At 72.0% G+C, this 4858-nt stretch carries 5 protein-coding genes; 2 read left to right on the top strand and 3 right to left on the bottom strand.

Annotation, left to right across the window (positions count from 1 at the left end; translation table 11 throughout):
* Window positions 1–42: 42 nt before the first annotated feature.
* A complete protein-coding gene (locus ACFV6I_RS37690; protein WP_380430600.1) occupies window positions 43–369 on the bottom strand; it encodes a hypothetical protein in 327 nt (108 codons plus the stop codon).
* Between the two features lie 173 nt (window positions 370–542).
* On the opposite strand from ACFV6I_RS37690, the gene holA reads away from it, so the two are divergent.
* Window positions 543–1541, top strand: coding sequence for a DNA polymerase III subunit delta (gene holA / locus ACFV6I_RS37685; RefSeq protein ID WP_380336861.1), 999 nt, complete (start codon window positions 543–545; stop codon window positions 1539–1541).
* A gap of 397 nt (window positions 1542–1938) precedes the next feature.
* On the opposite strand, the gene rpsT is transcribed toward holA, so the two are convergent.
* Both rpsT and ACFV6I_RS37675 read right to left on the bottom strand, forming a co-directional pair.
* On the bottom strand, window positions 1939–2208 hold the full coding sequence (gene rpsT / locus ACFV6I_RS37680) for a 30S ribosomal protein S20 (RefSeq protein ID WP_063347533.1): 270 nt from the start codon (window positions 2206–2208) through the stop codon (window positions 1939–1941).
* Between the two features lie 174 nt (window positions 2209–2382).
* Complete coding sequence (locus ACFV6I_RS37675; protein ID WP_380430598.1) at window positions 2383–2688, bottom strand: antibiotic biosynthesis monooxygenase family protein; 306 nt, start codon at window positions 2686–2688, stop codon at window positions 2383–2385.
* Window positions 2689–2876: 188 nt separating this feature from the next.
* Between ACFV6I_RS37675 and lepA the strand changes: the two genes are divergently transcribed.
* The gene (gene lepA / locus ACFV6I_RS37670; protein ID WP_079135577.1) at window positions 2877–4745 is read left to right on the top strand and encodes a translation elongation factor 4; all 1869 of its coding nucleotides are present in this window, start codon (window positions 2877–2879) and stop codon (window positions 4743–4745) included.
* Window positions 4746–4858 lie beyond the last annotated feature (113 nt).

Below are 4858 nucleotides of genomic sequence, written 5' to 3'. Positions count from 1 at the left end.
GGCAAACGCACTGAGGGGTAGGCGAGTTGACACGGATCCTGGTCATCGGCGGGGGCTTCGCCGGGCCGGCGGTGTCCGCCGAGGAGGCCCGGGCGGGGGCGCCCCCCCCGCGCGGGCGGCGCGGGCGCGCCGCCGCCCCGGGCACCCGCCCTCCTCCGGGGGCTCGACGACGACCAGCCACTGGGCGTCCTCGGCGTCGTCCTCGCCGGCCAGGGCGTCCCGGACGAGGTCGAGCTCGCCGAGGTCGGGGTGGGCGGCGCTGAGCTCCTCGGAGGCGTCCTCGGCGGCGTCGCGGTCGGGCAGGACGAGCAGTTGCCGGGCGTGCGGGTCGTTGACGTCCGGCAGGTCGGTGGTGTGGTTCTCGGTCACCGGACCATTCTCCAGGTCGGGTGATCGGCGCGGTCGGGCAGGTCGGGTCGGGCGGGCAGGGTCGGGCCGGGCAGGTCGGGCCGGAGAGGCGGGACCGGGCGGGACCGGGCGGGGCCGGGGGCGGGGGTTGCCCCGGGCGGGAGTGTCCGCGCCCCGTGGGATGCTGGTAGGCGATGGCCAGGAAGAGTGCACCCGACGACCTGCTCGCCCCGCTGACCCTCGCGGTCGGCCAGGAGGAGCTGCTGCTGGACCGCGCGGTCGCCCAGGTGGTGGCGGCGGCGAAGGCGGCGGACCCGGACACCGACGTGCGGGATCTGCCGCCCGGCAGCCTGCAGCCGGGCAGCCTGGCCGAGCTGACCACGCCGTCGCTGTTCGCCGAGCGCAAGGTGATCGTGGTGCGGGCCGCGCAGGACCTCTCCGCCGACTCGGTGAAGGAGGTCAAGGCGTACATCGAGGCGCCGGCCGAAGAAGTGATCATGGTGCTGGCGCACGCGGGCGGGGCCAAGGGCAAGGGCCTGCTGGACGCCGGGCGCAAGGCGGGCGGTCGCGAGGTGGCGTGCGCGAAGCTGACCAAGGCGAGCGAGCGGCTGGCCTTCGTCCGGGGCGAGTTCCGTACGCTGGGCCGCTCGGCCACACCGGAGGCCTGCCAGGCCCTGCTGGACTCGCTCGGCAGCGACCTGCGCGAGCTGGCGGCCGCGTGCAGCCAGCTGACCTCGGACGTCGAGGGCGCGATCGACGAGACGGTGGTGGCCCGCTACTACAGCGGCCGGGCCGAGGCGACGGGCTTCGAGGTGGCCGACCTGGCGGTCACCGGCCGGGCTGCGGAGGCGCTGGAGCGGCTGCGCTGGGCGCTGGCGGTGGGCCAGCCGCCGACCGGCATCACCTACGCACTGGCCTCCGGCGTGCGCAGCATCGGGCGGCTGGCGACCACCGGGCGGAACATGCGTCCGGCGGACCTGGCCCGCGAGTTGGGCATGCCGCCGTGGAAGGTCGATCGGGTGCGCCAGCAGATGCGCGGTTGGACGGGCGACGGGGTGGCCACCGCGCTGACCGCGATCGCCCAGGCCGACGCCGCCGTCAAGGGCGGCTCGGACGATCCGGCCTTCGCGCTGGAGCGCGCGGTGGTGGCCGTCGCCCGGGCGGCCCGGGCCGGGTCCCGCCCGGCGTACTGACGGCGGCGCGGCCACCGGACCGAACCCGGGACGAGCCGGACCCGGCTACCCGGCTACTTGCCGACCCACCTGCCACCGCCTACGTGCCACCGCCTACGTGCCCATCGAGCGGACGGTCCCCCAGGCGCCGGCCCGCAGCGCCGCCGGAGCCCCGGAGCCCCGGAACCCCCGAGCCCCAGACACGCGTGACCGACGACAGCGGTCGGGCCGCGGAACGCGACAGGCGCCGCAGTGGGCCTCTGGAGAGAGGCCGACTACGGCGCCTGTCGTACTGCTTCGTACACCGCACCCGCGTGGCGAACGCAGGCCGCGTGCGGTGCGAGTCTCACGCGCCTCAGGGGTCCGGGTAGAGGGCCGGGTCCGTCCCGAGGCGGTGGGGGCCGAGGCCCCCGGGGCGTCAGGCCTGGGCGGCCGTGTTGACGCGCTTGGTGATGGCCGACTTCTTGTTGGCGGCCTGGTTGGCGTGGATGACGCCCTTGCTCACGGCCTTGTCCAGCGCCTTGGAGGCGGCGCGGGCCAGCACGGTGGCCTTCTCGGTCTCGCCGGCGGCAGCGGCCTCGCGGGCCTTGCGCAGGGCGGTCTTCAGCGAGGACTTGACGGCCTTGTTGCGCAGGCGCGCCTTCTCGTTGGTCTTGTTGCGCTTGATCTGGGACTTGATGTTCGCCACGAAGGAGCCTCAGTCTTGTCTAAAAGGATTGAACGGGCTGCACCGCGCGGCCGCCGGGCAGCTGAGAGGGCATGCCGGGGCCAGGTGCAGCAGCCCACGCTACCAGGGGCCCGCCACCCGCCCCAAACCGGGAGCCCGGCCCCACGGCGGGTCGCCTGCGCAGTAGTGGGTCGGCTACGCACTGAGCACCGGCTCCCCGTAGTGCTCGACCTCCGGGAACGGCCGGTAGAAGCGGTGCAGCAGCTCCCGCCACTGCCGGTACTCGGCTGAGCGGCGGAAGCCCTCGGTGTGGTCCGCGAGCGTCTCCCATTCCACCTGGAGGAGGAATCGCGAGCCGCGTCCTTCGTCGAGGCAGCGCCGCAGGTGCAGGGAGCGGAAGCCCTGTTGGACGGCGATCAGGGGCCGGGCCTCGGCGAAGGCGGCGAGGAACTCGTCCTCCAGGCCGGGCAGGACGTCGAGCAGGGCGCTTTCGAGGATCACGGGGTGTCATCCTGCCGCCTGGCGCGGGCCCGGAGAAGGTCCGGGCGGACCGAACGGCGGTCCGCGCCGTGGTCGTGGGAAGATGGGAGGAACTATTTCGATCGGACGAGACTGTCCGGTCCCCGGGAAAACCGGTCAGCGATGACCAGGACACCCCCGGCCCCGGACCAACGGAGAATCGGACCAAGGTGCCCGCGACCCCCAGCAATGTGCCAGAGCCCAGCCGTACCGACCCGGCGCTGATCCGCAACTTCTGCATCATCGCCCACATCGACCACGGCAAGTCGACGCTCGCAGACCGGATGCTGCAGATCACCGGCGTCGTCGACCCGCGGCAGATGCGCGCCCAGTACCTCGACCGCATGGACATCGAGCGCGAGCGCGGCATCACCATCAAGTCGCAGGCGGTCCGCCTCCCGTGGGCGCCGAAGACCGGTCCGAATGCCGGGACGACGCACATCCTCAACATGATCGACACCCCCGGCCACGTGGACTTCACGTACGAGGTGTCCCGCTCCCTCGCGGCCTGCGAGGGCACCATCCTGGTGGTCGACGCGGCCCAGGGCATCGAGGCGCAGACCCTCGCCAACCTGTACCTGGCGCTGGAGAACGACCTCACGATCGTCCCGGTGCTGAACAAGATCGACCTGCCGGCCGCCCAGCCGGAGAAGTACGCGGCGGAGATCGCGCACATCATCGGCTGCGACCCCTCGGACGTGCTGCAGGTCAGCGCCAAGACCGGCCTCGGCGTCGAGGACCTGCTGGACCACATCGTCAACACCATCCCGGCCCCGGTCGGCGTCAAGGACGCCCCGGCCCGCGCGATGATCTTCGACTCGGTGTACGACTCCTACCGCGGCGTGGTCACCTACGTGCGTGTCGTGGACGGGCAGCTCACCAAGCGCGAGCGGATCGCGATGATGTCCACCGGCGCCACCCACGAGCTGCTGGAGATCGGCGTCATCTCGCCCGAGCCGAAGGTCGCCGACGGCCTGGGCGTCGGCGAGGTGGGCTACATCATCACCGGCGTGAAGGACGTCCGGCAGTCCAAGGTGGGTGACACCATCACCTCGATGCACAAGGGTGCGACCGAGGCGCTGGGCGGCTACAAGGAGCCGCGCCCGATGGTGTTCTCCGGCCTGTACCCGCTGGACGGCTCGGACTACCCGCTGCTGCGCGACGCCCTGGACAAGCTGCGGCTGAACGACGCCGCGCTGGTGTACGAGCCGGAGACCTCGGTCGCGCTCGGCTTCGGCTACCGCTGCGGCTTCCTCGGCCTGCTGCACCTGGAGATCATCCGGGAGCGCCTGGAGCGCGAGTTCAACCTCGACCTGATCTCCACCGCCCCGAACGTGGTCTACCGGGTGGTCATGGAGGACGGCACCGAGCACATCGTCACCAACCCGAGCGAGTTCCCGACCGGCAAGCTTGCCGAGGTGTACGAGCCGGTCGTGCGCGGCACCATCCTGGCGCCCAACGAGTTCGTCGGCGCGATCATGGAGCTCTGCCAGTCCCGCCGCGGCAACCTCCAGGGCATGGACTACCTGTCCGAGGACCGGGTCGAGCTGCGCTACACCCTGCCGCTCGCCGAGATCGTCTTCGACTTCTTCGACCAGCTGAAGTCCAAGACCCGCGGCTACGCCTCGCTCGACTACGAGCCCATCGGCGAGCAGTCCGCCCAGCTGGTGAAGGTCGACATCCTGCTGCACGGCGACGCGGTGGACGCCTTCTCCGCGATCGTGCACAAGGACAAGGCCTACGGCTACGGCGTGATGATGGCAGGCAAGCTGCAGAAGCTGATCCCGCGCCAGCAGTTCGAGGTGCCGATCCAGGCGGCCATCGGCTCCCGGGTGATCGCCCGTGAGACGGTCCGCGCGATCCGCAAGGACGTCCTCGCCAAGTGCTACGGCGGTGACATCTCGCGCAAGCGCAAGCTGCTGGAGAAGCAGAAGGAAGGCAAGAAGCGGATGAAGATGGTCGGCCGCGTGGAGGTCCCGCAGGAGGCCTTCATCGCCGCGCTGTCCACCGACGCCGAGGCGCCGAAGGAAAAGAAGTAACCACAGGCGCGTGAGAGGGGCCCCGGGGGGCAAACCCCCCGGGCCCACCGCGGTTTATCACCCCGCGCGGGGCCGCCCCGCGTACCCCCCCCCCCGCGCCCCCGCCGGTGGGG

Origin of the sequence: Kitasatospora sp. NPDC059803, assembly GCF_042732255.1 — a bacterium.
Lineage (GTDB): Bacteria > Actinomycetota > Actinomycetes > Streptomycetales > Streptomycetaceae > Kitasatospora.
The sequence above is the reverse complement of the archived record's forward strand: the minus strand, read 5'-3'. Positions and strand labels throughout refer to the sequence as shown.